Annotated in this window: 23 protein-coding genes; 8 read left to right on the top strand and 15 right to left on the bottom strand. The window is 72.3% G+C overall.

Going from position 1 to position 22,987, the window contains the following annotated elements; genetic code table 11:
- Nucleotides 1-52: 52 nt before the first annotated feature.
- Nucleotides 53-598 carry a VanZ family protein gene (locus IF28_RS0129705; RefSeq protein WP_030226590.1) on the top strand — a complete coding sequence of 182 codons (546 nt, stop codon included), beginning with the start codon at nucleotides 53-55 and terminating at the stop codon, nucleotides 596-598.
- A 2-nt stretch (nucleotides 599-600) separates the two neighbouring features.
- On the opposite strand, the gene IF28_RS0129700 is transcribed toward IF28_RS0129705, so the two are convergent.
- Nucleotides 601-882 carry a hypothetical protein gene (locus IF28_RS0129700; RefSeq protein WP_030226588.1) on the bottom strand — a complete coding sequence of 94 codons (282 nt, stop codon included), beginning with the start codon at nucleotides 880-882 and terminating at the stop codon, nucleotides 601-603.
- Nucleotides 883-992: 110 nt separating this feature from the next.
- On the opposite strand from IF28_RS0129700, the gene IF28_RS0129695 reads away from it, so the two are divergent.
- The 4 genes from IF28_RS0129695 (at nucleotide 993) to IF28_RS0129680 (ending at nucleotide 4,555) form a co-directional block, all read left to right on the top strand.
- Nucleotides 993-2,033 carry a PHP domain-containing protein gene (locus IF28_RS0129695; RefSeq protein ID WP_030226587.1) on the top strand — a complete coding sequence of 347 codons (1,041 nt, stop codon included), beginning with the start codon at nucleotides 993-995 and terminating at the stop codon, nucleotides 2,031-2,033.
- 44 nt (nucleotides 2,034-2,077) lie between these two features.
- Nucleotides 2,078-2,734, top strand: a complete 657-nt coding sequence (locus IF28_RS0129690; RefSeq protein WP_030226585.1) for an HAD family hydrolase — start codon at nucleotides 2,078-2,080, stop codon at nucleotides 2,732-2,734.
- Between the two features lie 30 nt (nucleotides 2,735-2,764).
- A complete protein-coding gene (locus IF28_RS0129685; RefSeq protein ID WP_106982167.1) occupies nucleotides 2,765-3,979 on the top strand; it encodes an FUSC family protein in 1,215 nt (404 codons plus the stop codon).
- A 300-nt stretch (nucleotides 3,980-4,279) separates the two neighbouring features.
- On the top strand, nucleotides 4,280-4,555 hold the full coding sequence (locus tag IF28_RS0129680) for a hypothetical protein (RefSeq protein WP_030226579.1): 276 nt from the start codon (nucleotides 4,280-4,282) through the stop codon (nucleotides 4,553-4,555).
- Between the two features lie 9 nt (nucleotides 4,556-4,564).
- Here the strand turns inward: IF28_RS0129680 and IF28_RS0129675 are convergent, their stop codons facing one another.
- Nucleotides 4,565-5,854 (bottom strand): ROK family transcriptional regulator, encoded by a 1,290-nt coding sequence (locus IF28_RS0129675; protein WP_030226577.1) that lies wholly within the window; start codon nucleotides 5,852-5,854, stop codon nucleotides 4,565-4,567.
- A gap of 91 nt (nucleotides 5,855-5,945) precedes the next feature.
- Entirely contained in the window at nucleotides 5,946-6,926 is a 981-nt protein-coding gene (locus IF28_RS0129670) for a phosphotransferase family protein (protein ID WP_030226573.1), read from the bottom strand.
- 161 nt (nucleotides 6,927-7,087) lie between these two features.
- Between IF28_RS0129670 and IF28_RS0129665 the strand changes: the two genes are divergently transcribed.
- Nucleotides 7,088-7,576, top strand: coding sequence for an FBP domain-containing protein (locus IF28_RS0129665; RefSeq protein WP_030226571.1), 489 nt, complete (start codon nucleotides 7,088-7,090; stop codon nucleotides 7,574-7,576).
- A gap of 81 nt (nucleotides 7,577-7,657) precedes the next feature.
- On the top strand, nucleotides 7,658-8,893 hold the full coding sequence (locus tag IF28_RS0129660; RefSeq protein WP_030226567.1) for an FUSC family protein: 1,236 nt from the start codon (nucleotides 7,658-7,660) through the stop codon (nucleotides 8,891-8,893).
- A 27-nt stretch (nucleotides 8,894-8,920) separates the two neighbouring features.
- Here IF28_RS0129660 and IF28_RS0129655 read toward each other — a convergent pair whose 3' ends face one another.
- A complete protein-coding gene (locus tag IF28_RS0129655; RefSeq protein WP_030226565.1) occupies nucleotides 8,921-9,649 on the bottom strand; it encodes a DUF2470 domain-containing protein in 729 nt (242 codons plus the stop codon).
- Between the two features lie 90 nt (nucleotides 9,650-9,739).
- Nucleotides 9,740-10,348 carry a TetR/AcrR family transcriptional regulator gene (locus IF28_RS0129650; RefSeq protein WP_030226563.1) on the bottom strand — a complete coding sequence of 203 codons (609 nt, stop codon included), beginning with the start codon at nucleotides 10,346-10,348 and terminating at the stop codon, nucleotides 9,740-9,742.
- A gap of 104 nt (nucleotides 10,349-10,452) precedes the next feature.
- Here IF28_RS0129650 and IF28_RS0129645 point away from each other — a divergent pair, with 104 nt between their 5' ends.
- A complete protein-coding gene (locus tag IF28_RS0129645; RefSeq protein WP_051713926.1) occupies nucleotides 10,453-11,895 on the top strand; it encodes a cytochrome P450 in 1,443 nt (480 codons plus the stop codon).
- 301 nt (nucleotides 11,896-12,196) lie between these two features.
- Here IF28_RS0129645 and sigJ read toward each other — a convergent pair whose 3' ends face one another.
- From sigJ to IF28_RS0129595, 10 genes are all read right to left on the bottom strand, one after another.
- Nucleotides 12,197-13,087: an RNA polymerase sigma factor SigJ gene (gene sigJ / locus IF28_RS0129640; RefSeq protein WP_406710873.1), complete on the bottom strand. Its 891-nt coding sequence runs from the start codon at nucleotides 13,085-13,087 to the stop codon at nucleotides 12,197-12,199.
- On the bottom strand, nucleotides 13,084-13,827 hold the full coding sequence (locus IF28_RS0129635; RefSeq protein WP_030226556.1) for a PIG-L deacetylase family protein: 744 nt from the start codon (nucleotides 13,825-13,827) through the stop codon (nucleotides 13,084-13,086). Before IF28_RS0129635 ends, sigJ begins: the two co-directional genes overlap by 4 nt.
- Before the next feature lie 42 nt (nucleotides 13,828-13,869).
- Complete coding sequence (locus tag IF28_RS0129630; RefSeq protein ID WP_030226555.1) at nucleotides 13,870-15,171, bottom strand: alpha/beta fold hydrolase; 1,302 nt, start codon at nucleotides 15,169-15,171, stop codon at nucleotides 13,870-13,872.
- A gap of 101 nt (nucleotides 15,172-15,272) precedes the next feature.
- Nucleotides 15,273-16,298: a LacI family DNA-binding transcriptional regulator gene (locus IF28_RS0129625; RefSeq protein ID WP_030226552.1), complete on the bottom strand. Its 1,026-nt coding sequence runs from the start codon at nucleotides 16,296-16,298 to the stop codon at nucleotides 15,273-15,275.
- A gap of 81 nt (nucleotides 16,299-16,379) precedes the next feature.
- A complete protein-coding gene (locus IF28_RS0129620) occupies nucleotides 16,380-17,804 on the bottom strand; it encodes a BNR repeat-containing protein (protein WP_030226550.1) in 1,425 nt (474 codons plus the stop codon).
- A gap of 14 nt (nucleotides 17,805-17,818) precedes the next feature.
- Nucleotides 17,819-18,139: an L-rhamnose mutarotase gene (locus IF28_RS0129615; RefSeq protein WP_030226548.1), complete on the bottom strand. Its 321-nt coding sequence runs from the start codon at nucleotides 18,137-18,139 to the stop codon at nucleotides 17,819-17,821.
- Between the two features lie 31 nt (nucleotides 18,140-18,170).
- Nucleotides 18,171-19,256 (bottom strand): rhamnose ABC transporter substrate-binding protein, encoded by a 1,086-nt coding sequence (rhaS, locus tag IF28_RS0129610; protein WP_030226545.1) that lies wholly within the window; start codon nucleotides 19,254-19,256, stop codon nucleotides 18,171-18,173.
- 124 nt (nucleotides 19,257-19,380) lie between these two features.
- Entirely contained in the window at nucleotides 19,381-20,352 is a 972-nt protein-coding gene (locus tag IF28_RS0129605; protein WP_030226541.1) for an ABC transporter permease, read from the bottom strand.
- Complete coding sequence (locus IF28_RS0129600) at nucleotides 20,345-21,385, bottom strand: ABC transporter permease (protein ID WP_030226539.1); 1,041 nt, start codon at nucleotides 21,383-21,385, stop codon at nucleotides 20,345-20,347. Before IF28_RS0129600 ends, IF28_RS0129605 begins: the two co-directional genes overlap by 8 nt.
- Entirely contained in the window at nucleotides 21,382-22,899 is a 1,518-nt protein-coding gene (locus IF28_RS0129595) for a sugar ABC transporter ATP-binding protein (protein WP_030226537.1), read from the bottom strand. The genes IF28_RS0129600 and IF28_RS0129595 overlap by 4 nt, the downstream gene beginning before the upstream one ends.
- Nucleotides 22,900-22,987 lie beyond the last annotated feature (88 nt).

Here is a 22,987-nt window from a genome sequence, read left to right as displayed (position 1 = left end):
CGACGGGGGTAAACGGCGTACCACACAAGGCAGTTGACGACTGGAGGACCGAATGGCCCGGGCCGCCCCACATCCGCGTTCCCTGTTGCGCCGGCGTCCGCGACCGTCCGGGCGCGGCGCCCCTCAGGACGGCCGGGGGCGTCCGCTCCCGCTGCTGCCGCGGCTGCTGGCGATGGTGTGCGCGTTCCTCTTCATGGTCGCCTTCGCGGCGGTCCTGGCCCGGCTCACGCTGCACCCCTCCCCCGCCTCGGAGGCGCTGACCCACACGAATCTGCATCCTGGCCGCTCGCTGCGGGCCTATCTGGACCAGCCCGCGCTGCGCGACGCCGTACGCCAGATCGGCGGGAACATCCTGCTCGGTGTGCCCTTCGGGGTGCTCGCGCCGGTCGTCGCCCCGCGCACGCGCGGATTCCTGCGGGTGCTGGTACTGACGGCCGTCGTGATGCTGCTGGTGGAGTTCGCGCAGGGCGCTCTGGTCACCGGACGCGCCTTCGACGTCGACGACGTCATCCTGAACACGAGCGGGGCGCTCCTCGGCTACCTGCTCCTGGGACGGCGCCTGAGCCGTGCCGTGCACGCGCGGCGGCCCAAGACCTGACGTCAGGCCTGGGGCCGTTCGTTCTGCTTCTGGGGGGTCCGTGGGGTGCGGCGCGAGGTCCAGGTGAACTTGTCCCCGCCCACCCAGCGGACCACGTCGGGATCGTCCAGGTCGTGGACCGTGATCCCGAACGCCGCGGCGGCGAGCAGCACGTCGGTGACGCTCCTCGCCTCGCCGACCATCTGTCCGTCGATCTCCACGATCCGGAACGGCGGGGTCGTGGGCTGGACCCCGAGGACCGTGATCCGCGGTTGCGACATGTACGGGCTCGCACTTTCGGTCATGTCTTCGAGGGTAGAGCCGAAACGGCGGGAACGGCTCGGACACGACGTCCGCGTGCGCCCCGCCGTGCGCCCGTGGGCCCGCTGGGCAACCCTGGAGCGAGGAGGTGGCGATGGAACCCCTCGAGGCGCTGGACAGGATCGCCTTTCTGCTGGAACGGTCCCTGGCGCCCACGTACCGTGTCCGGGCCTTCCGCACCGCCGCGCGTGCGCTGTCGGAGCTGGGCGGGGAGCAGGTGCGCGAGCGGTCGGCGGCCGGGACACTGGAGACGCTCAAGGGGGTCGGTCCTAAGACCGCGCAGGTGGTGCGGGAGGCACTGGCCGGGGAGGTGCCCGGCTATCTGCGCAAGCTGGAGGAGGAGGCGGACCGGGAGCCCGGGGACCGGGCGGGGCGGGAGCTGCGGGCGCTGCTGCGCGGGGACTGCCATCTGCACTCCGACTGGTCGGACGGCGGCAGCCCGATCGAGGAGATGGGCCGTACCGCGGCCCGGATCGGCCACGAGTGGGCCGTGCTCACGGACCACTCGCCACGGCTGACCGTGGCGCGGGGCCTTTCGGCCGACCGGCTGCGCGAGCAGCTGGAGGTGGTGGCGGAGCTCAACGGGACCTGGGCGCCGTTCAGGCTGCTGACCGGCATCGAGTGCGACATCCTCGAGGACGGCTCCCTCGACCAGGAGCCCGAGCTGCTGGAGCTGCTGGACGTCGTGGTGGTGTCCGTGCACTCCAAGCTGCGGATGGACGCCCGGTCGATGACCCGCCGCATGGTCGCCGCCGTGCGCGACCCGCACTCCGACGTCCTCGGGCACTGCACCGGTCGGCTGCTGACCGGGCGCGGCCGGCCGGAGTCGGAGTTCGACGCGGACGAGGTGTTCGCCGCGTGCGCCGAGACCGGTACCGCCGTGGAGATCAACAGCCGGCCCGAGCGGCTGGACCCGCCGCGCCGGCTGCTGCGCCGGGCGGTGGCGGCAGGTGTGCTCTTCTCCGTCGACACCGACGCGCACGCGCCGGGCCAGCTGGACTGGCAGATCCTCGGATGCGCCCGCGCGCAGGAGTGCGGGGTGGCACCCGAACGGGTGGTCACCACATGGTCGCGGCAGGACCTGCTGGCCTGGACCGGGGAGCGGAAGGTGCCCTCCGGAGTGACGGGCGGCTGAGGTGGTACCCGTACCGCTCCGAGGACCCCGAGGAGAGGACAGGTATGGAGCGGGCGGCCGTGTTCGACGTCGACGGCACGCTGGTCGACACCAACCATCTGCATGTGACGTCCTGGTGGGAGGCCTTCCGCCAGGCGGGGCACCGGGTTCCGATGCACGCCGTCCACCGGGCCGTGGGACTGCCCTCCTCCGACCTGGTCGCCCGGCTGCTGGGCGAGGACCGGGACACCGGCCGCGACGAGGAGCTGAGCGCCGCGCACAAGGCGCTGTACGGGCAGTGGTTCGACCGGTTGCCGGCGTTCGCGGACGCGGGCCTGCTGCTCAAGCGGCTGCACCGCGACGGCTGGACGGTGGTCCTCGCCACCTCGGCCGGCGGCACCGAGCTGAGCGCGCTGCGCCGCGCGATCGACGCGGACGAGGCGATCGCCGCGACGGCGAGCGCCGACGACGTCGAGGAGGGCAAGCCCGCGCCGGAACCCGTCGAGCACGCCCTCGGGCTGGCGGGGGTGCCCGCGGAGCGGGCGGTGTTCGTCGGTGACACGGTGTGGGACATGCGGGCGGGCGAGAGGGCCGGGGTGCGCTGTGTGGGCGTACTGTGCGGCGGTATTCCGCGGGCCGACCTGGTAGAGGCCGGCGCGGACGCGGTCTACGACGACCCGGCGCACCTCCTGGCGTCCCTGTCGGAGGGTCCCCTGGCATGAGGGTCCGGGCGGACGGGACACCCGCGGGGCATGGTGTCCGTGCGGAATGAGACGTGGCGGGGTGACGACGTCGGCCGGGTGGCCGCGTCGGCGCGGGTGCGGGAGGCGGTGCGCTGGGATGTGCGGTCCGTCGGCCGGGCGGCCCGGGCCGCGTGGCGTGGCCCGGGCCGGGAGCGGGATCTGCTGGTCCAGTCGCTGAAGGCCGCCGCGGCGGCGCTGCTGGCGTGGCTGCTGGCCCGGGAGTGGCTCGGCGACCCGATGGCCCTGATGGCGCCCTGGGTGGCGCTGGTGCTGGTGCAGGCCACGGTCTTCAGCTCGCTGATGCAGGCGGCACGGCAGTTCACCGCGATCTGCGCGGGGGCGCTCGTGGCATCGGGGGCGCAGGCCGTCACCGGTGACATCACGGGCGCCCTGGCGCTGTCCGTGCCGGTGCTGGTGCTGCTCTCGAACTGGCCGCGCTTCGGCGACCAGGGCATCTACGCCGCCACCACGGCCGTCTTCACGCTCGCCACGGGCACGTTCGGCGCTATGGAGGTGGGACATCGGCTGGGGCAGGCGGCGCTCGGCGCGGTCATCGGGGTCGCCGTCAACGCGCTGGTGCTGCCGCCGATCCATCTGCGGGACGTACGGGAGAACCTCGCGGCGCTCGCCCGGGAGGCCGGTGACGTGCTGCACGCCGTGGCCGGGGATCTGCGTGACGGCGGATGGGACGCGGGGACCGCAGCCGGACGGCTCGCCGCCGCGGCACGGCTGCAGGACCGGCTGGAGGCGCTGCGTTCGGCCCGCGGCTGGAGCAGGGAGAGCCTGCGGCTGACCTCGGGCGTCCTGCGCGCCGTGCACCGGGCGCCGACCGTCGCGCTGCCGCCGGAGCGGGAGGACGAACGGTTCGGCCGCGTCACCGGACATGTCACCGCGCTGACCCGCACGCTCGTGGTGGCCGCCGACGAGGAACGCACCCCGGCCGCGCCGGACGCGGCGGTGCTGGGCTGCTACGCGGAGCTGCTGGCGCTGCTCGGCGACGCCTGCCGCGCGGAGGCGGACCGGCTGCTGCACGGCGGCACGCGCGCCGACGCCCTCCTGGACGAGCGGACCGAGGCCGTGATGCGGGACCTGCACGGGAAGCTCCAGGAGAACCTGCGCGCCCAAGCGGGTGAGGGTGCCGCGCGCACGGCCGTCCTGGGCACTCTGGTGCTTCAGGCGGAGAACCTGTGGGCCGATCTCGACGGCGGCACGCGGGGCCGGTGACACACGTCACGCACGTCGGTGGCCGTACGCGGAACACCCGGGGACGGGTCTCCGTTGAACAGAACGTGGGTGCGGACGGGACAGTGTCCCCGGGCCTCACCATCCGCCCACAGGGACGATCGTTCGGCTGAAGCCCTGTGGAGCCTTTCGCCGAGAGGCGACCGCCGTCCGCGCCCACCTTGAGCCGCCCCGGCCGTGATTCCCCCGTCGCGGCCGGGGCTTCCTTCTGTCCAGGGCGGGTTTCACCGGCACTCGCGGAGGTACTCGCGTGGGCTCGTGGACGTATGAAGGGAGAGCGCCGTGACCGACCACCGCCTCGAAGGCCCCGGTGAGAACGGCGCCGGTGTCCCCCGAGATCTGCCCGACCAGCAGGCCGGCCCCGGCGAGGACCCCTGGGAGGTCGCGCCCGCCGCCGCGGAACGGGAGAGCGAGAGGAAGACCGGCGGCGCGGACGAAGCGGACGACGCCGCATCGGACGTCCCCGACACGGACGAGGCCGGCACGGGCCGCCAGGGCGACCCGCACCCCGCATCCCCCAACCCGGACCATCCGGTGCCGGACGAGTCCTCCGCGTGACGGACCGCCCTACCGCGGGGCGCGGTCCCGCAGGGCCGTGTGCCAGGCGGGGGGCGGGGACTGGGGGCCGGGGTCGGGACGACGGCCGCCCCGGGTGAAGAAGTCGGCGAGGGGAAGGATCGCGGCACCCACGGTGACCGCGTCGGGGCCGAGACGGCCCAGTTCGATCGTGACCTTCTCCGCCGGATGGCGCAGCGCGTACGACAGCGCGTGCTTGCGTACGGCGGGCAGGAAGCGGGAGCCGAGCTGGAGGCCGGCCCAGCCGCCCATCAGGATGCGCTCCGGCTGGAAGAGGTTGATCAGGTCGGACAGGCCGGCGCCCAGGTACTCGGCGGTCTCCTCGAGGACGGCGAGCGCGACCGGGTCGGGGGCGGCCTCGTCGGCCGGGTAGGCGGCGGCGAGCATCGCCGTCAGCGCCGTCTCCTCGTCCGTGTCCCCGGGCACGGCGCCGCCCTCCTCGCGCCAGCGCGCGAGCAGCGACTCGGCGCCCGCGTACGCCTCCAGACAGCCGAGCGCGCCGCAGCGGCAGCGGCGTCCCCTGACCCGTACGGTCAGATGCCCCCACTCGACGGCCCGGCCGTGTTCCACCTCGGGCGTGACGAGGCAGGCGCCGACACCGGAGCCGAAGAGCACCACGAGGGCGTTGCGGGCGCCGCGTCCGGCGCCGAACCACATCTCGGCCTGGCCGAGGGTCTTGGCGCCGTTGTCGATGAAGTACGGCACCGTCTCGGGCAGCAGGGACTCGGCCCGCAGCAGTGCCTCCAGGGGGATGGCGTCCCAGCCGATGGTCTGGCCGTGCACGACGGCGCCCCGGTCGGGGGTGTGCTCGACGATGCCGGGGACACCGATGCCGACGCCGAGCAGCCGCTCGGGGGCGAGGCCCGCGCCGGCGAGCACCTCGGCGATCCCGGAGCGGATGTGGTCGACGATGACCTCGACCTCGTAGCGCTGCTGCTCCAGCGGGAGCTCCGCGCGGGCGAGTTCGGTGAGGGTCAGGTCGAACAGTTCGACGCGGACCCTGGTCTCGCCCACGTCGACGCCGATCATGTGGCCGCTGAGCGGTGCCACCCGCAGCAGGGTGCGGGGGCGGCCGCCGTCGGAGTCGACGCTGCCCGCCTCCTCCACCAGGCCGTCGGCGACCAGGTCGGCGACGACATTGCTGACGGAGCCGGAGCTGAGCCCGGTCGCGGGGCCGAGTTCGAACCGGCTCAGCGGGCCGTCGAAGTACAGCCGCTGCAGCACGGCCGTACGGTTGGCCCGCCTGAGGTCGCGCACCGTGCGCCCGTTCCGCCCCGCCATGTGGCTCCTTCCGATACCCTGCCCGACCTGCAACATACCGCCGGGGACCGACCGGGCGCGACTTTCTCCCACCCTTATTTCATGATGTGAACTAACAGAGCCGGCCGATTTCGTCCAGCGCGGCCTCCAGCTCCGGGGCGACGGTGTCCCGGACCCAGCGCACGTGGTCCTCCCCGGCCTCGCGCGGAACGGTCTCGATCAGCATGATCAGGTAGAGGTAGGCGCGGTAGAGGGCGAGGCGGGCGAGTGCCGCCCGGTCGAACACGGCCCGCCCTCCGGCCTCCGCGTATCCGGCGAGGAACGCGCCGTCCGCCCTGATGTCGCCGAGCAGGGCGAGGGAGACGAGATCGGCGAGCGGGTCGCCCCAGAACATGCGCTCCCCGTCGATGAGCCCGCCGATCCGGGCCTCCCCCGCGGCGGTGCGCTCCACCAGGATGTTGCCCGGCCACAGGTCGAAGTGGACGAGCACGGGCACGGTGACCTCGTCGAGCGCCCCGTCGGCGGTACGGAGCACGGCGGCGATCTCGCCGCCCGGGCGGGGCAGCCAGGCTCCGTAGTGCCGGGCGTCGGCGAGCACGGCGTCGGTCATCGCGGTGAACGCGGTGCGCCAGGCGGGGGCGAGCGGGCCGAGGGCGCCGGACGGGTAGCCGAACGCCGGTCCGGCGACCCGGTGCAGCCGGGCCACCTGACGGCCGAGCTCGGTGCGCAGAGCGGCCCGCTCCGCGCCGGCCGGCGCCACCTCCGTCCAGGGCTCGCCCGGGCAGGCGGTCATCAGCAGATACGGCACGGGGCCGTCCCCGTCGACGGCGACGGTGTGCGGGGCGGCCACCCGGGCCTCGGCGGCGCCGGCACAGAAGTCCGCCTCGGCGACGAGCAGTCGGCGTTCGTACCGCAGGCCGGGGGTGGCGGCCGTGGGCGGGATCTTCAGCACATAGCGGCTGCCGTCGGTGAGGCGGAGCTCCTCGACGGTGTTGTAGGTGCCTCCGCTCATCGGCCGTACGCCGGCGAGCGCGCCGGGCGGCAGTCCCGCCTCCGTGAGCACCCTGCGGGCCCGCTCCCAGGAGTCCCCCATCGTCCGTACCCCTCCCATTCGGCGACTGCCGTACAGCGTACGGAAGGCCACGGGCCGCGGTCCCGGGAAAAATCGCTGGCTCCCCCCGGCGCCGGGCCCCTACCCTGAACCAGAAACCTAGACCCCCTAGGTTTCGAAACAATCCGCAGGAGGCGCCCCCCATGAGAGCACTCACCGAGCAGGACATCCGCGGTTCGTTCGTCAACTGCTCGAAGGGTGAGGCCAAGCGGCTGGCTGTCCCGCGTGACCTGGGCGAACGCGCCTGGGACGATCTCGATTTCCTCGGCTGGCGCGATCCCGGAGCGCCTGATCGCAGCTATCTCGTCACCGAGCGGGAGGACCGTCTCGTCGGGGTGGCCATGCGCTTCCAGCCCGCCCAGCGGGGTTTTCTGCACCGCAGCATGTGCTCCCTGTGCCTGACCACGCATCCGCGCGGCGGTGTCGCCCTGATGACCGCGCGCAAGGCGGGCCCGGCCGGGCGTGAGGGCAACTCGGTCGGCGCCTACATGTGCACCGACCTCGCCTGTTCCCTGTACCTGCGCGGGAAGAAGGTCCCGGAGAGCGGGGGCCGCTTCGAGGAGAGCCTCACGGTGGAGGAGCAGATCGCCCGCACCAGGGGCCATCTGTTCGCCTTCCTCGACAAGCTGTAGACCCGGCCGGCCTGTCCCCCGGGCGACTGCCGTACCCGGTGAACACGTTCGACGTGTCCGGGGAGGGGGAAGCGTCGGAGGATGCGAGTGGTACGTGAGATGACCGCGCCGGCCGTCCGGTTCGTCAAGCTGCACCGGGACCCGGTGGCCGTGCAGACGGTGCGGTCGTCGGCGGCGGCGACGGTCGCCTACGTCATCGCGACCCGGCTCAGTCCGGAGGCCGCGCCGCTGACCGCTCCCCTGACCGCGCTGCTCGTCGTCCAGGTCACCCTGTACTCCACGCTCACCACCGGGATGCGCCGGGTGAACTCCGTGGTGACCGGTGTCGTCGTGGCCATCCTCTTCAGTCTCCTGGTGGGTCTGACCTGGTGGAGTCTGGGTCTGCTCATCCTGGCGTCGCTGGTCATCGGCCATGTCGTGCGGGTGGACGAATTCGTGCCCGAGGTGGCGATCAGCGCGATGCTGGTGCTCGGGGTGACCACGCACGGGGACACCGCCTGGGCCCGGATCGTGGAGACGCTGATCGGGGCGGTCGTCGGGATGGCGTTCAATCTGCTGCTGGCGCCGCCCGTATGGGTGGAGGAGGCCGGCGAGTCCATCGAGGAGCTGGCCCGGCGGGTGCGGCAGCTGATGCTGCGGATCGGCGAGGAGGCGGCGGGCCGTACGCCCCCGGACCGGGCGGCGGCCCGGCTGCACGAGGCACGGCGGCTGGACCACGACATCGTCGAGGTGGACGCGGACCTCAGACAGGCGGAGGACAGCCTGCGGCTCAATCCGCGGGTCCGTGAGGGCCTGCTGCACCGGGTGGTGCTGCGTACCGGGCTGGACACGCTGGAGATCTGCACGGTGGTACTGCGGGTGCTGGCGCGCACGCTCACCGACCTGGCCAAGGAACGCGAGGGGCAGCGGCTGTTCGATCCGGAGACGGGCGCCGCGTTCGAGGAACTGCTGGCCGAGATCGCGGACGCCGTGGTCAGCTTCGCGGTGCTGGTGACCACGAGCGTGAGCGCGAACGCCGAGTCGGCGGAGGAGCGGCTCGCCGCCCAGCTGCGGCAGGCGGCCGCCACCCGCGACCGGCTGGCCCGGCTGCTCTTCGAGCAGGCCCGGCGCGACGCCCGTCAGTGGCAGTTGCTGGGCGCCGTACTGACCGAGGTCAACCGCATCCTCGACGAGATGGACACCGAGCACCGCACGCGCCGGCTGTTCGAGGAGCTGGACCGGCACTCGCAGGAGCAGCGCCGGCGGCTGCCGCGGCTCACCCGGCTGTGGGACCGGCTGCGCCGCAGGCGCGGCGGCGCCTCCCACCGCTCCACATGATCTGCCCGCGGGTCCAAATCCCTCGGGTCACGCCTCGCCGTCGGCGCGCTGCCGCTGCAGCGGGCGGGGGCAGGAGGCGGCGCCCGCCTGGGCGAGCAGTACGTGCATGCGCTCGGTGAGCTGGGAGACGTCGTTGGCCGGCGCGTGGAACGGCAGCCGTACGTCACCGCCGGACCGCACGCGTTCGATGCGCAGGGTCAGTCCGTGCCGGTCGACGGCGAGCGGCTGGACCCGGACCGCGCCGTGCAGACTGCCGTGGTCGACCAGACGGGTCAGCCGCTCCACGGCGTCGGCGTGGCAGTCGGCCAGATGGCTCAGCAGCCGGGCCTCGGCGGTGGCGAGCGGGTCGGGCGCGGCGGCGGTGAACTCGTCGACGTCGACCACCACGGCGCCGGCCGGCTGCCGGAGCACCACGCGCGTGGGCCGGAGGACGAGGTGCCCGTCCCGCACGGTGAACCAGCCGGCCAGCCACAGCCGGGCGCGGATCCGGTTGCGCAGCGGGACGGGGGCGACGTCGGCGAACTCCAGCACGGCGGACGGCTCGCCGCGGGGCGCGCAGATCGCGGCGGCGAGCAGAGCACTGTCCTCGGGCACGTGCAACAGCACCTCTCCGTCGTCGGTCACGCTGTGCGCGCCGACGAGTTCCTCCCGGGTGCCCTCCGCGGTCACCGCGCAGGACCACGCGGCGGCGAGCACCGAACGGGCCCGTTCCGCCGCACCGGGCGCGGCCGTCCAGCCGTGTGTGTCGTCAGCCATCCCCGAACCTCCTCTTAGGTAAGCCTTGCCTAACTTATAGGAGATCGGGGTGTGCGCCAACCGGATGGCGCGATCTTTACGGGACCTGTCTCAGGGCGCGAGAACACCCAGCAGGGCACGCACGCACAGGTCCCGCACCTGCTCGCGGTCCAGCTCCGAACCGCGCAGCCACTCCAGACAGACGGCGGTGGTGAAGGCCAGCCAGCCGCGCACGGCGAGCCGGGTGTCCGGCCGCGCCTCGAGGACCGGACCGAACTCGGGGTCCCGGGCGAGCGCGGCCAGGATCTGCCGTTCCTGCGCGGCCAGCGCCCGCTGGTAGACCCGGCGCACCGCCCGGTCCCCCGCCGCGTCGGCGCGATGGAAGGCCCGATAGCCGTGCGCATGGGCCCCGACGTACCCCAGATACGTGTCGAGACCCGCCGCCAGCTGCTCGCGCACCGGGACGCCGGGGACCGCCGCCGTCATCCGGAGCATCCGCTCGCTCTCCCGCTCCACCACCGCCGCGAAGAAGTCCCGCTTGGTCGGGAAGTAGTGGTACAGCAGTCCGCGCGACACCCCGGCGATCTCGGCGACCTGCTCGATCCACACGTCGTCGTAGGGGCTCTCCGAGAACAGCCGCGCACCGACCGACAGAAGCTGCTCCCGGCGCTCTTCGGTACTGAGCCTGCGCCGTGTGCGCCCGCCCTGGTTCACGGCCATTCCCGCACTGTACTTGACGCCCGTTCAGCCGCCGGATCAGACTGAATCGCCTTATTGAACTCACGTACAACACGTGGACTCGCCGGGTCGAAGGGGATGGCGTCATGGCGGAGACGACGACACGGGCCGTACCGCCGAAGGGGTTCCGCAGCGCGGAGCGGGGCTGGCCGGAGCTGCACCGCATCCCCCGTCCGCCGTACCGGCTGCCGCTGCTCGGCGACCTGATCGGGGCGAGCAGGGCCACGCCCGTGCAGGACTCGCTGAGGTACGCCCGCCGGCTGGGGCCGATCTTCCGGCGGAGCGCGTTCGGCAAGGAGTTCGTGTTCACCTGGGGCGCGGAGCTGGTGGCCGATCTGGCCGACGAGTCACGGTTCGCCAAGCATGTGGGGCTGGGGATCGCCAATCTGCGGCCGGTCGCCGGCGACGGGCTGTTCACCGCGTACAACCACGAGCCGAACTGGCAGCTGGCGCACGACGTGCTGGCGCCCGGGTTCAGCCGGGAGGCGATGGCCGGGTACCACCCGATGATGCTGTCGGTGGCGGAGCGGCTGACGGAGCACTGGGACCTCGCGGCGGCCGGGGGGCGGTCGGTGGACGTGCCCGGGGACATGACCAAGCTGACGCTGGAGACGATCGCGCGGACCGGGTTCGGGCACGACTTCGGGTCCTTCGAACGGGCGCGTCCGCATCCGTTCGTCTCCGCGATGGTCGGAACGCTGAGTCACGCGCAGCGGCTGAACAGTGTGCCGGGGCCGCTGGCTCCGCTGCTGCTGCGCCGGGCGGGACGGCGGAACGTGGCCGACATCGCGCTTCTCGAGCGCATCGTCGACGGGGTGGTGCGGGAGCGGCGGGCCTCCGGCGGTGGGGACGGGGATCTGCTGGACCGGATGCTTAAGACCGCGCATCCGGAGAGCGGGGAGCGGTTGTCGGCGGAGAACGTGCGGCGGCAGGTGATCACGTTTCTGGTGGCGGGGCACGAGACGACGTCGGGTGCGCTGTCGTTCGCGCTGCACTATCTGTCGCTGCGGCCCGATGTCGCCGAGCGTGCGCGTGCGGAGGTGGACCGGGTGTGGGGGGACGTGGCGGCGCCGGGGTACGAGCAGGTGGCGAAGCTGCGGTATGTGCGGCGGGTGCTGGACGAGACGCTGCGGCTGTGGCCCACCGCGCCGGCGTTCGCCCGGGAGGCTGTCCGGGACACGGTGCTGGGGGGTGTGCATCCGATGCGGCGGGGGGCCTGGACGTTGGTGTTGACGCCGATGCTGCATCGGGATGCGGGGGTGTGGGGGGCGGATGCGGAGGGGTTTGATCCGGGTCGGTTCGAGGTGGGGGCGGTTCGGGGGCGGGCGCCGCATGTGTTCAAGCCGTTCGGGACGGGGGCGCGGGCGTGTATCGGGCGGCAGTTCGCGCTGCATGAGGCGGTGCTGGTGCTGGGGTTGTTGCTGCGGCGGTACGAGCTGCGGGCCGATCCGGGGTATCGGTTGCGGGTGGCCGAGCGGTTGACGTTGATGCCGGAGGGGTTGCGGGTGTGGTTGGAGCGGCGGGGGTGAGTGGGGGTAGGGCCTTGCGGGGTGCCGGCATGTTGGTGTGGGCCGGGGTATCCGCGCCGCCCGACGCCGGCGGGGTGCGGCCCGTCGGGGCTGGCCGGGGGTGGGATGCGCGACCCGGCGCCGGCGGGGTGCCGTCGCGCCCACCCGTGCCGCCCCAGCGGCACGACTGCCCGCGGAGTGCGGAGGCCGGGGCGGAGGCGTGCAGTTGCCCGCGGAGTGCGGAGGCCGGGGCGGAGGGGTGCAGTTGGGCGCGGAGGGCGGAGGCGGCACGGGTGGGCGGCTGGGTGCGGAGGCTGTGGGGTTAGGGGTGGGGCGTCAGGTGGGTCAGGCGGGTGGGGTTGGCGAGGATGTACATGGCGGTGATCTGGTTGTCGGCGATGGTGATCGACAGGGTGGAGGCGAGGCGGCCGTCGACCACGGTCAGGAGGCCCATCGAGTCGTTCAGCAGGGCCAGTTGGCCTGCCGCCGTGAAGCGGGCGAACAGCATCGCCGACTCGGCCACCGGCTTCGCGCCGCGGAGGAGCTTGGAGCCGGCCACGCCCTGGATCAGGGGGCCCGCGTCCGCGCGGAGGACCACGTCCGGGTGGAGGACCGCGACCAGGGCCTCGAAGTCTCCGGCGCGCGCGGCGGCCATGAACGCCTCGAGGACCCGCCTCTGGCGGCCGAGGTCGGGATCGGAGGGCGGGGTCGCGTCGCGGACGCGGCGGCGGGCCCGGCCGGCGAGCTGACGGGTCGCGGCCGGGCTGCGCTCCACGACCGGGGCGATGTCGTCGAACGGCACGGCGAACATGTCGTGCAGCACGAACGCCAGCCGCTCGTCCGGCTGCAGCGTCTCCAGGACCACCAGCATCGCCACACCCACCGAGTCGGCCCGCAGCGCCTCCTGCTCCGGGTCCACCTGCGACAGGGGCCTGATCACCGGGTCCGGAACGAAGGTCTCGTCCATCGGCTGCTCACGGCGCGCGGCGCGCGCACGCAGCAGGTCCAGGCAGATCCGGCCGGTCACGGTGGTCAGCCAGCCGCCGAGGTTGTCGATGACGTCCGTGTCGGAGCGGCCCAGCCGCAGCCAGGCCTCCTGGACGGCGTCCTCCGCCTCGGTCACGGAGCCGAGCATGCGGTAGGCGACCGCCTTGAGGTGCCCGCGGTGTTCCTCGAACCGCTCCGCCAGCAGCTCCCCTTCCACGGGGATCACCGGGGGAACAGTTCGAAGGCGACCGCGGGACGGTCCCCGAACCGCTTCCCCGTCTCCTGGGCGAACCCGGTCAGCAGCCCGCGCGCGTACGCCTCCGGGTCCTCGTCGGTCAGCGCCTCGATGTAGGTGCGGTGTTCGAGCAGCGAGGCGACCGCCCGCTCGAGACCGTCTGTCGCGTCCACCGCGTGCGTGGCGTGGGTGGAACCGGCGACCGCCACCCAGCGGACGCCGCTCCAGGGCTCGAGGCCGCGCTCGATCAGCTCGGGGAAGATCCACCGGTTGCCGGCGTCCCCGGCCGCGTCGAGCACGGCCCGCCCGACGGCCACATGGTCCGGGGTGTTCCAGTAGGTGCCGCCCCAGGTGTCCCGGTGGTTGAGCGTGATCACCAGCTCGGGCCGGTGCCTGCGGATCGCGGCGGCGATGTCGCGGCGCAGCGCGGGCCCGTACTCGACGACCCCGTCCGCGTGGTCGAGGAAGTCGACCTCCGACACGCCGACCACGGCGGCACTGGCCCGCTGTTCACGCTCCCGGAGCGGCGCGCACTTCGCCGGCTCCAGCGTGTCGATGCCCGCCTCGCCCCGGGTCGCCAGGACGTAGCTGACCTCGCGGCCGGCGTCCGTCCAGGACGCGACGGCCGCCGAGCAGCCGTACTCGAGGTCGTCCGGGTGGGCGACCACGGCCAGTGCGCGCTGCCAGTCGTCGGGCATGGGCTCGAGTTGACTGATCGTCGGCTCGGTCATGTCCGCAGACTAACCCGCCCCACCGACAACGCCCCGCCCGGCTCAGACCTCGTCGCGCACCAGGGCGAGCAGCCGGTCCAGCACCCGGGGGCCGCCGGCCCGGAGGCCGTCGTGCTCGAACTCGTCGGTGACCCAGGTGCGCAGGCCCCGGACGGTGCGGGCGGTGGTCAGCGCGTGGGCGGTGTCGACGTACATGTCGTCGTGGTAGACGGCCGCCGCGACCGGGACCTCGTTGACGGCGAGGCGCGCGGGGTCGTACAGGGGCGTCCAGTCGGTGCGGGCGGCGAGCAGTTCGGCCGTCTCGCGCAGCGGGCGCAGCGCGGGGTCGTTGTCGAACATCCAGGGGTGAATGGTTTCGCCGGTGAACAGCAGCGGCTCGTCGCCGGCGAGCGTCTTGGCGGCGTCGAACCGGGGGAACTCCGCGCGTACCCGCTCGGCCGACCAGGCGGTGGGGCGGGCGTCCTGGCCGTAGATCGCCTCGTGGACGAGCGCGTACAGCGGGTGTCCTGCGTACGAGAGCAGGCCCTGCGCCTGTTCCTGGAAGGCGTCGGAGAGTTCGGGGCCGGCCGGGGTGCGGACGAAGGCGTCCTCGAGGAGGTGGTGCAGCCGGTGGCTGCCCTCGCCGCCGCCGAGCATGATGCCGAGGGACTGGAACGCCTCGACGGTGAACCGGTACCCGTTCGGGAGGACGACGTCGTGGGCGAGGAGGTGGTCGGCGATACGGCGGGCGCGTTCGACGTCCTGGGGGTAGCGGGCGTAGTGCGCGGCGACCTTGCGTTCGATACGCGGGTAGGCGGCCCGGTAGACGTCGTCGGCGTGGGCGTCGAGGGAGGGCAGACCGCCGGTGATCAGGGCCGTGTCCAGGCCCTCGGGGGCGGTGGAGAGATAGGCGACGGTGCAGAAGCCGCCGAAGCTCTGGCCGAGGACGGTCCAGGGGGCGCCGCCGGTCACCTCGGGGCGGATGGCCTCGCAGTCCCGCACGATGGAGTCGGCGCGGAAGCGGGTGAGGTGGCCGGCCTGTGCGGCGGGGCCGCCGCGCAGCGGGAGGGTCTGCCGGTTGACGGGCGTGGAGTGACCGGTGCCGCGCTGGTCCAGGAGCAGGACGCGGTAGTCCTCCAGGGCCCGGCCGAGCCAGGCCTGCTTCCCGATGAAACGGTTCGCCCCGAAGCCGGGTCCGCCCTGGAGGTAGAGCAGCCAGGGCAGGTCCTGGCCGGACTTGTCACTCGCGACGGCCTCACGCGCGTACAGCTCGATCGTCTCCCCGGAGGGGTTGTCGTGATCGAGGGGCACGGTGAACCGGCGGTCGGTGAGGACCACGCCGGGCTGGCGGTAGCTGACGGTCAACGGGGCTCCCGGGACGAACGGATTGTCGGACCGTGACCCAGTTCAGCACATGTTCGTCCGGCCAACGAGCCCGGGATCATGGAATTCTTGCTGACCGCCCGTCAGCGGGCCGAGAGGCTGGAGCGCCGGACCACCAGTTCCGGGCGCAGTACGACCCTGCGGTGCTCGTGCGGTGTGCCCGTGCCCTCGCTCTCGGTCTCCTCCAGCAGCAGCTCCGCCGCCAGGGCGCCCATGGTGACCGCCGGCTGCCGTACGGAGGTGAGCGGTACGGCGGCGGCGGCCGCGAACTCGATGTCGTCGTAGCCGACGATCGCGAGGTCGTCGGGGACGCCGACGCCGGCCGCGTACAGCGCCTGGAGCACGCCGAGGGCGAGCAGGTCGTTGGCGCAGAACACGGCGGTGGGCCGGTCGGCGAGGCCGAGGAGGCGGGCGCCCGCGTCGCGTCCGGCGGCGACGTCGAGGCGTTCGGTGGGCAGTTCGCGCAGGCTGTCGGGGCCGAGTCCGGCCTCGGCGAGGGCGTTCAGGGCGCCGGTGCGGCGGTCGCGGACCTGGTTCAGTCCGGGCGGGCCGCTGACGTACGCGATGGAACGGTGTCCGGCGTCGACGAGGTGCCGCACGGCCAGCGCGCCGCCCGCGACGTCGTCCACGGAGACCGAGCACTCGGTGGTGCCCTCGGCGACCCGGTCGACCAGGACGAAGGGGATGCCGTGCCGGCGGAACGCCTCGATGTTGCGGCCGGTGGCGTCGGCCGGGGTGAGCAGGACGCCCCGGACCCGCTGTTCGGCGAAGAGGGAGAGGTACTCGGCCTCCTCGCCCGGGTTCTGGGCGCTGTTGCAGACCATGACGCCGAGCCCGGCCTCCCGGGCGGCGCGTTCGGCGCCGCGGGCGACGTCGACGAAGAAGGGGTTGCCCATGTCGAGGACGAGCAGGCCCATGATGCGGCTGCGGCCGGCGCGCAGCTGGCGGGCGGACTCGCTGCGGACGTAGCCGAGCCGGTCTATGGCGGACAGCACCCGTGCCCGGGTCTCGGCGGCGACCGTGTCCGGGCGGTTGATCACGTTGGAGACCGTGCCGACGGATACTCCGGCGACGCGGGCGACGTCCTTGATACCCACCGACTGGGCCATCGGGCAGGGACCTCCAGGGAGAGGGGGGCGGCGCGGCGGGCCTTCACACTACCGGCACGGGCCGCCCCCGGGCGGACACGGTCAGGCGGGCAGACGGAAGTCGGCGACGTGCAGGGGTGAGGGTGTCGTACCGGTGGACTTCTCCTGGTACATGACGGACAGCACCCCGTCCTGGGCGACGCGGGTCTCGTCGATGACGACCTCGCCGAAGGCGTTCAGGCCGGCGCCGTCGTACAGCGGTCTCCAGTCGGTGTGCCCGGAGGCCGCGGAGGCGGCGGCGATACGGCCGTAGGGGAACACGGCGTAGGCGTTGTCGTGGCGGTCCAGGACCAGTTTGGTGCGCTGGCTCGAGTTCAGCGGGACGGGGATCTCGGTCTTCCGCCAGCCGCCGGCGGCGGTCCTGCGGACGTGGAAGGCGCGGCCGTTCGCGGTGCGGTCGGCGACGTAGTCGGTGGTGCACTGGCCGAAGCGGCCGGGGACGTAGGAGATGATCGCGTGCGGGCGGCCGGCGGAGTCGGTGGACTGGCTCTCCTGGTTCATCAGGGAGTGGTCCGGGTTCAGCGGGTCGACGACCAGTCCGGCGTCGGTGACGGAGACCCGGTCCGAGGTGCCGGTGGCGCCGACGACGGTGCCGGCGGCGTTGCACCAGGTGCGGCCGCGGTCGTCGGAGTACACGTAGCCGGTGTCGTGGTTGGTGATGCCGCCGCCGCTGCACATCACGGCGCCGTTCTGCTCGCGCCAGGTGAAGAAGGAGTGCAGCCGGCCGCCGCGGTCGTAGTCGATGCCGTGCAGGTACATGTTGCGGGCGGTGGAGGAGCCGTGCTCGCTGCTGTAGGTGCCGGTGGAGGCGCTCCACTCCCCCAGCGCGGTCCAGCGGCTGCCGTCGTACTCGGCGAGGGCGTTGCGCCCGTTGCCGGAGACGCCGGCCCGGTAGCTGAGCTGGAGCCTGCCCTCGGGGGTGGCGACGAACTGGGGGTAGGTGAACTGTGAGGTGAGGGCGAGCCCGTCGAGGGTGGACTGCGGGGCGCCGAACCGGCTCGCGGTCCAGCTGAGGCCGGTGGGGTCGTCCAGGAGTCCGGCGACGGACTTGATGTAGGTGAAGCCGTCGCTGTGGGAGTCCATGGTGAGGTGCAGCCGGCCGTCGGTCCCCGACACGCCCATGGAGATGACGTTGTGGGAGTCGTCGTACCGCAGGCTGTGGCCGACCCGCACGGTCTGCCAGGTGCTCGCGCCGAGGGCGCGGCGGGCGACGACCGCGCCCCGGTCGGCGGTGTACCAGGCAGCGTACTGGTGGCCCTTGTGGGTGAGGAGGCCGTTCTTCTGGAACGCGTTGTTGTTGACCAGGCCGTCGTACGACACGAAGTAGATCGCCCGGCTGTCGAGCGTGGTGGTGCCGGTGCGGGTGACCGACGGGCCGGGGGCGGCGGCCCGGGCGGTGCCGGCGGCGAGGGCGGGGGCCGCCGCGGTGCCGAGGAGTGCTCCGGCCAGAAGAGTGCGTCGTCTCATCGCGGGCTCCGTCGTCAGGCGAGGTGGAAGACCTCGGTCAGCGGTTTCATCGCCTCGTCCGGCCGGGAGCCGTCGAGGGACTCGAAGAAGGGGGACATCTCCGCCTGCCAGCGGGCGTTGACCTCGGTGGCCTCCATACCGGACTTGGCGGCCTCGAAGTCCTCGGTCTCCAGATAGCCGACGAGCAGGCCGTCGTCGCGCAGGAAGAGGGAGTAGTTGTGCCAGCCGGTGGCCGAGAGCGCCTCGCGCATCTCGGGCCACACGGCGGCATGACGTTCGCGGTACTCGGCGATCCGGTCCTGTCGGACCTTGAGCAGGAAACAGACGCGTTGCATGAAGTACCGCTCCTTCAGGGGGAGATGGGGCCTAGAAGTCGAACTGGTCGATGTTCTCGGCGTTGAAGACGGTGGGCTTGCCGAGGTTGATCACGCCGTCCTTGCCGATGGTGTACTCGCCCATGTCGCCGGCCTTGAAGGTCTCGCCCTCCTTGCCGGTGATCTGGCCGGAGGACAGGGCGATGGCGGTACGGGCGGCCAGTTCGCCGAGCTTCGCCGGGTCCCAGAGCTCGAACGCCTCGACGGTGCCGTTCTTGACGTACTTGCGCATGTCGTTGGGGGTGCCGAGGCCGGTCAGCTTGACCTTGCCCTTGTACTTGGAGCCGGACAGGTACTGGGCGGCCGCCTTGATGCCGACGGTGGTCGGGGAGATGATCCCCTTCAGGTTCGGGTATTCCTGGAGGAGCCCCTGGGTCTGCTGGAAGGACTGCTGGGCGTCGTCGTTGCCGTAGGCGACCTTGACCAGCTTGATGTCCTTGTACTTGGGGTCCTTGAGTTCGTCCTTCATGAACTCGATCCAGGCGTTCTGGTTGGTCGCGGTCTGCGCGGCGGACAGGATCGCGATCTCGCCCTTGTAGCCGATCTGTTCGGCGAGCAGCTGCACCTCGGTGCGGCCCAGGTCCTCGCCGCTGGCCTGGGAGACGAAGGCGTTGCGGCAGTCGGCGGTGGTGTCGGAGTCGTAGGTGACGACCTTGATGCCGTTCTTCATGGCCTGCTTGAGCGCGGTGCACAGGGCGCCCGGGTCCTGCGCGGAGACGGCCATGGCGTCGACCTGCTGCTGGGTCAGGGTGTTGACGTAGGAGACCTGGCCGGCGGTGTCGGTGGCGCTGGAGGGGCCGACCTCCTTGTAGGTGGAGCCCAGTTCCTTGACGGCCTTCTCGCCGCCCTTGTCGGCGCTCGTGAAGTAGGGGTTGTTGACCTGCTTGGGCAGGAAGCCGACGGTCAGGCCCTTCTTGGTGGCCGCGTTCGGGTCGGCCTTCCCGGCCGAGGCGGCTGCCCCGCCGCCCTCGTTCTTCACGTCCTCCTTGGTGGTACCGCCACAGGCGGTGGCGCCCAGAGCGAGCGAGGTGACGGCAGCGAGAGCCACACAGGTACGACGGAGGGTTGCCTTGCGCATGATGGGTTCCTTTTGGTGATGTGGAGTGAGGAGCGCCCCAGAGGGGCGCGGGACCGTATCGATGTGCGGCTTTGCCGCGTGGGCGCGACCGGCCCCGGACGGCCCGCAGTCGACGGACATCCGTCTATGTCAGCCTTCGTGCCCTGGCCAGGGCAACCTGCCGTGCCACCCGCGGCCCGAGCACGGAAAGCACCAACAACACACCGGTGACGACGATCTGGGACTGCGCGGACACGTCCTGGAGACTCATCACGTTCTGCAGGGCACCGAGCAGGAACACACCCGCGATCGCACCACCGAGCGTCCCCTTGCCACCGTCGAAGTCGATCCCGCCGAGCAACACCGCGGCCACGACGGAGAGTTCGAGTCCGGTGGCGTTGTCATAGCGCGCACTGGCGTAGTGCAGGGCCCAGAAGACCCCCGTGAGGGAAGCCATGAGCCCGGTCAGCACGAACAACGTCAGCTTCTGCCGCTTGACGCGGATGCCGGCGAACCGCGCCGCCTCCTCGCTCGCGCCGATCGCGAACAGCGACCGGCCGAACGGGGTGGCGTGCAGGGCGACGACGGCGATGGCGAGCAGCACCAGGAACGGCAGGAGGGCGTACGGGACGAACGTGTCGCCGATGCGTCCGGCGGCGAAGTCCAGGTACTGGGCGGGGAAGTCGGTCACCGCGTCGGAGCCGAGCACGATCTGCGCGATGCCCCGGTAGGCGGCGAGCGTGCCGATGGTGACGGCGAGGGACGGCAGTCCGAGGCGGGTCACCAGCAGGCCGTTGATCAGGCCGCAGACGACGCCGATGACGAGGCAGATCGGGATGATCGTCTCGATGGTCATGCCCTGGTTCCACAGGGCGCCCATCACCGCGCCGGACAGGCCGGCCGTGGAGGCCACGGACAGGTCGATCTCGCCGGCGACCACGAGCAGCGTCATGGGCAGGGCGATCAGCGCGATCGGCAGGGTGTTGCCGATGAGGAACGACAGGTTGAGCGCGTTGCCGAAGCCGTCGACGGTGGTGAAGGACAGCAGCAGGACCACGACGAGCAGGGCGCCGACGACCGTGTCCCAGCGGACCGCTCGCGTGAGGGACTCAGGCATGGCGGGCGTTCCTCTTCTTCAGGGCGGAGGCCACGCGCAGCGCGACGATCCGGTCGACCGCGATGGCGAGGATGAGCAGGATGCCGTTGATGGCGAGCACCCACACGGAGCTGACGCCGAGGGCGGGCAGCACGCTGTTGATGGAGGTCAGCAGCAGTGCGCCGAGGGCCGCGCCGTAGACGCTGCCGGAGCCGCCGGTGAAGACCACGCCGCCCACCACGACCGCGCTGACGACGGTGAGTTCGTAGCCGTTGCCGGTGCCGGAGTCGGCGTTGCCGAACCGGGCCAGGTACAGGGCGCCGGCGAGGCCGGCGAGGGCGCCGCAGAAGGTGTACGCGGCGAGGATCCGCTTGCGTACGGGGATGCCGGCGAGCCGGGCGGCCTCCGGGTTGGAGCCGAGCGCGTAGAGCTCGCGGCCGCTGCCGAAGTGCTTGAGGTAGTAGGCCGTCGCCACCAGCACCACCAGCGCGATGAGCGCCAGGTACGGCACCGCCGAGATGCCGCCCGCGCCGAAGTCGACGAACCCGCCCGGGAGGTCGGCGGCGGTGATCTGGCGGGAGCCGACCCAGATGGAGTCGATGCCGCGGATGATGTACAGCGTGCCGAGGGTGACGACGAGGGCGGGCACCTGGCCGAGGCTGACGAGAAGGCCGTTGAGCAGTCCGAAGCCGATGCCGAGCAGTACGGCGAGGGCGATGGCGACGACGGGGTTTCCGCCGTCCTGGAGGTAGACGCCGGCGGCGAAGGCGCTGATGCCGAGGGTGGAGCCGACGGACAGGTCGACGTTGCGGGTGATGACGACCAGGGACTGGCCGGTGGCGACGAGGACCAGGATGGTCGCGTTCAGCAGCAGGTCCTTGATGCCCTGTTCGGACAGGAACTCGCTGTTACCGGCCTGGGTGACGGCGATCATCACCAGGAAGACCAGCAGGATGGCGAGTTCGCGCATCTTGAAGACACGGTCCACCAGCCGGGTGGCGCCGGCCTTGGGCACCTCGGCGACGGGGGCTTCTTCGGGAGCGGCGACCGTCATGCGGCGGCCCTCCCCGTGGCTGCGGCCATCACGGTTTCCTCGGTGGCGTCGGTACGGGGGATCTCGGCGGTGATCCGGCCCTCGTGCATCACCAGCACGCGGTCGGCCATGCCGAGGATCTCGGGCAGGTCGGAGGAGATCATCAGGACGGCGACACCGTCGGCGGCGAGCTGCGACAGCAGCCGGTGCACCTCGGCCTTGGTGCCGACGTCGATTCCGCGCGTGGGCTCGTCCACGATCAGCACCTTGGGGCCGGTGGCGAGCCACTTGGCGAGGACGACCTTCTGCTGGTTGCCGCCGGACAGGGTGTTCACCGTGTCTGCGATCCGGGCGTACTTGACCTGGAGTTTGACGGCCCAGTCGAGGGAGCGGTCGCGTTCGGCGCCGCGGTCCATCAGTCCGGCCTTCACGGTCGTACGGAGTCCGGTGAGGCCGATGTTGCGTTCGATGGACATGTCCATCACCAGCCCCTGGGCGCGCCGGTCCTCCGGGACCAGGGCGAGTCCGGCGGCCATGGCCGTGGACGGGGCGCCGTTGACGAGCCTTCGTCCGTCGACCTCGACCTCGCCGGCGTCCCAGCGGTCGACGCCGAACACCGCGCGGGCCACCTCGGTGCGCCCGGCACCGACGAGGCCGGCCAGTCCGACGATCTCACCGCACCGTACGTCGAAGGAGACGTCGGTGAAGACGCCCTCGCGGGTCAGCCGGCGCACGCTCAGGGCGGTCTCGCCCGGCGTGACGTCCTGCTTGGGGTAGAGCTCCTCGAGGTCGCGGCCGACCATACGGCGGACCAGGTCGTCCTCGGTCATGCCGGCCAGCGGTTCGCTGGAGATCCAGGCGCCGTCGCGCAGCGTGGTGACCTGCTGGCAGATCTCGAAGATCTCCTCCAGCCGGTGGGAGATGAACAGCACCGCGGCACCCTGTTCGCGCAGCGTGCGCACGACGCCGAAGAGGCGGGCGACCTCGCTGCCGGTGAGGGCGGCGGTGGGCTCGTCCATGATCAGGACACGGGCGTCGAAGGAGAGTGCCTTGGCGATCTCGACGATCTGCTGGTCGGCGATGGACAGGCCGCGGGCCGGCCGGTCCGGGTCGAGTTCGACGCCGAGCCGATTCATCAGGGCGGCGGTCGCGGCGTGGGTGGCCCGGTGGTCGATCCGGCCGAACGCGCGCCGGGGCTGGCGGCCCATGAAGATGTTCTCGGCGATCGACAGGTCGGGGAAGAGCGTCGGCTCCTGGTAGATGACGGCGATACCGGCGTCGCGGGCGTCGCCGGGGCCGTGGAAGACGACCGGCGCGCCGTCGAGCAGCACCTGGCCGGTGTCCGGCCGGTGCACTCCGGCGAGCGTCTTGATGAGGGTGGACTTGCCGGCTCCGTTCTCACCGGCGAGGGCGTGCACCTCCCCGGGGATCAGCTCCAGGGAGACGTCCCGCAGGGCGCGGACCGCGCCGAAGGACTTGGAAATGCCCTTCAGTGCGAGAACCGGGGCCGGACCCGTGTCGGACGGGTGGGTCATGAGGGCTCCTCGACGACGTCGGTGGGAGGCCCTCGCGACGTCGTGAAAGGTTTCAACTGGGTTGCCGGGACGTTAGGCGCGCGACGCA

This window comes from Streptomyces sp. NRRL WC-3626 (genome assembly GCF_000718785.1).
Taxonomy (GTDB): domain Bacteria; phylum Actinomycetota; class Actinomycetes; order Streptomycetales; family Streptomycetaceae; genus Streptomyces; species Streptomyces edwardsiae.
The sequence above is the reverse complement of the archived record's forward strand: the minus strand, read 5'-3'. Positions and strand labels throughout refer to the sequence as shown.

Coding starts and splice junctions, on each gene's coding strand:
- IF28_RS0129695 (WP_030226587.1), top strand. CDS start 993: ATGGAACCCCTCGAGGCGCTGGACAGGATCGCCTTTCTGCTGGAACGG.
- IF28_RS0129620 (WP_030226550.1), bottom strand. CDS start 17,804: ATGAGACGACGCACTCTTCTGGCCGGAGCACTCCTCGGCACCGCGGCG.
- rhaS (WP_030226545.1), bottom strand. CDS start 19,256: ATGCGCAAGGCAACCCTCCGTCGTACCTGTGTGGCTCTCGCTGCCGTC.
- IF28_RS0129700 (WP_030226588.1), bottom strand. CDS start 882: ATGACCGAAAGTGCGAGCCCGTACATGTCGCAACCGCGGATCACGGTC.
- IF28_RS0129685 (WP_106982167.1), top strand. CDS start 2,765: ATGGTGTCCGTGCGGAATGAGACGTGGCGGGGTGACGACGTCGGCCGG.
- IF28_RS0129655 (WP_030226565.1), bottom strand. CDS start 9,649: ATGGCTGACGACACACACGGCTGGACGGCCGCGCCCGGTGCGGCGGAA.
- IF28_RS0129705 (WP_030226590.1), top strand. CDS start 53: ATGGCCCGGGCCGCCCCACATCCGCGTTCCCTGTTGCGCCGGCGTCCG.
- IF28_RS0129675 (WP_030226577.1), bottom strand. CDS start 5,854: ATGGCGGGGCGGAACGGGCGCACGGTGCGCGACCTCAGGCGGGCCAAC.
- IF28_RS0129595 (WP_030226537.1), bottom strand. CDS start 22,899: ATGACCCACCCGTCCGACACGGGTCCGGCCCCGGTTCTCGCACTGAAG.
- IF28_RS0129625 (WP_030226552.1), bottom strand. CDS start 16,298: ATGGCCCAGTCGGTGGGTATCAAGGACGTCGCCCGCGTCGCCGGAGTA.
- IF28_RS0129665 (WP_030226571.1), top strand. CDS start 7,088: ATGAGAGCACTCACCGAGCAGGACATCCGCGGTTCGTTCGTCAACTGC.
- IF28_RS0129670 (WP_030226573.1), bottom strand. CDS start 6,926: ATGGGGGACTCCTGGGAGCGGGCCCGCAGGGTGCTCACGGAGGCGGGA.
- IF28_RS0129645 (WP_051713926.1), top strand. CDS start 10,453: ATGGCGGAGACGACGACACGGGCCGTACCGCCGAAGGGGTTCCGCAGC.
- IF28_RS0129615 (WP_030226548.1), bottom strand. CDS start 18,139: ATGCAACGCGTCTGTTTCCTGCTCAAGGTCCGACAGGACCGGATCGCC.
- IF28_RS0129660 (WP_030226567.1), top strand. CDS start 7,658: ATGCGAGTGGTACGTGAGATGACCGCGCCGGCCGTCCGGTTCGTCAAG.
- IF28_RS0129600 (WP_030226539.1), bottom strand. CDS start 21,385: ATGACGGTCGCCGCTCCCGAAGAAGCCCCCGTCGCCGAGGTGCCCAAG.
- IF28_RS0129690 (WP_030226585.1), top strand. CDS start 2,078: ATGGAGCGGGCGGCCGTGTTCGACGTCGACGGCACGCTGGTCGACACC.
- IF28_RS0129635 (WP_030226556.1), bottom strand. CDS start 13,827: ATGACCGAGCCGACGATCAGTCAACTCGAGCCCATGCCCGACGACTGG.
- IF28_RS0129605 (WP_030226541.1), bottom strand. CDS start 20,352: ATGCCTGAGTCCCTCACGCGAGCGGTCCGCTGGGACACGGTCGTCGGC.
- IF28_RS0129650 (WP_030226563.1), bottom strand. CDS start 10,348: ATGGCCGTGAACCAGGGCGGGCGCACACGGCGCAGGCTCAGTACCGAA.